This window comes from Arthrobacter sp. GMC3 (genome assembly GCF_002929305.1).
In the GTDB taxonomy this organism is placed as follows: domain Bacteria; phylum Actinomycetota; class Actinomycetes; order Actinomycetales; family Micrococcaceae; genus Specibacter.
This window is the reverse complement of the sequence record NZ_PJIO01000041.1, coordinates 1-1,815: the sequence shown is the minus strand read 5'-3', so window position 1 is coordinate 1,815 and position 1,815 is coordinate 1. Positions and strand designations below refer to the sequence as shown.

Below are 1,815 nucleotides of genomic sequence, written 5' to 3'. Positions count from 1 at the left end.
CCCGGAAGCGCAACGCCACGAGGTCGAGGAAACACTCACCGGCTACGCAGCCCAGGAAACACCCGATTTCCTCCACCGAGTCGGGACCCGGATCCTGAACCACCTGGACCCCGACGGGCAACAACCCACCGACGGGGCACTACTAGCCAAACAAGGGATCTTCTTCCATCAACCCCGCCACGGCCTGATCCGCTTCGGCGGCCACATGACCTTGACCCAATACGAAACGCTCATGATCACCATCGGCTGGGCCACCAACCCCAAAAACCACACCACCCCCACCACCACGGACGGCACCGACAACACCACCAAACCCGAGAACAATAGCCACCCCCGCAGAACCGAGAACACGAGCCGCCCAGGCAGAACCGATAGCATCGGCGGGAACGGGAACGGGAATGGCCCCGACGCTACGGCAAGTGGTACTGGTGCTACCAGGGCCGGGACCAGGCATGGCAAGGAACCCGATACCGCCGGCGATATCCCCGGACAGGGAAATCTTTTAGACCAACTCACCACTATCGCAGACCTCGTCACGCCACCCACGAAGACCCTACCCGCACCACCACCAACCATGCCTCCACGACCAGAATCAGTGCCACCAGAGCGGCCCAGGGATCAGCCTCTACCAGCTATGCCCACACCAGGCCCCGCCCGGGAACCAGTCCCCGCGGACGCCGGTGTTGCAGGAGCAACGGCGCCATCAACACTGGACGGGAGGGGGTCTGGGCTGTCTCCGTGGCTGCATCACGCCACGGATCCGACAGGTATCGGCTGGTACAACCACCCCGACACCAGAACCGGGCAGACCGAGGACCTCTCCTGGCTCTGGGGCCAGCCCACACCGGTCACACCCATCGGCTGGGACCCACCACCGGAAACAAACCACACCGACCCAACCACCACCACGAACACCGGCACCACCACCTCCATGGGCGTCAGCGACGCGGACACACCTGCCGGTCATACCGACAACCGTGCCGCCGCGACCGGCAGCACCTCCGGCACAAACGGCACCACCACGCCAGTTGCCACCACCGCGGGTTCAGGAATTGATAGTGGTGGTGCGGGGTGGTCGCGGGTTATTGATGGGGTCAGGATCCCGGCCCCCGGATCCGGGGCAGGCCTGGACGGGTTGGATCCGATCGACCCGGCCAGCACCGACCCTGCCGTCACAGACCGCCGCACCCACGCCCAACGCCTCCTGGACGGACTCATCACCTGCCTCACCCTCGCCGCCGGCACGAAGAAACTGCCCATCAACGGTGGCCTGAAAACCCAACTCATCATCACCACCACCGAACACGAACTGAACCAACACCGTGCAGGGAAACCCGCCACCGCCCACACACCCCACAACGGCCCCGTCCCCCTAACCCTGTTCGATCACGCCTGCTGCGACGCCGAGATCACCCACCACTACCTCGACACCACCAACACCATCCTGAACATCGGCCGCACCCAACGCCTCTTCACCCCCGCCCAACGCAAAATCCTCATCGCCCGCGACCTCGGCTGCACCTTCCCCGACTGCACCGCCCCCGCCTACTGGTGCGAAGCCCACCACATCACCCCCTGGCACCACGGCGGAGAAACCTCCATCACCAACGCCGCCCTCCTCTGCTCACACCACCACCACCTCATCCACCGCACCGACTGGAAAATCACCCTCCTCCACGGCACACCCCACTACACCCCGCCCTACACCCTGGACCCCACCACCACACCCCGCCACAACACCTACCACCACGGACTCCCCAAAAACCCATAACACCAAAGACCGCGAAAGTAAGAACCAACCCCAACCCGCAGCCC

General features: G+C 64.6%; 1 protein-coding gene. It reads left to right on the top strand.

Going from position 1 to position 1,815, the window contains the following annotated elements; all coding sequences use genetic code 11:
• Window positions 1-1,771, top strand: a 1,771-nt coding sequence (locus tag CXQ94_RS21260; protein ID WP_146070399.1) for an HNH endonuclease signature motif containing protein, incomplete at its 5' end; no start/stop codon positions are given.
• Between the last annotated feature and the right edge of the window lie 44 nt (window positions 1,772-1,815).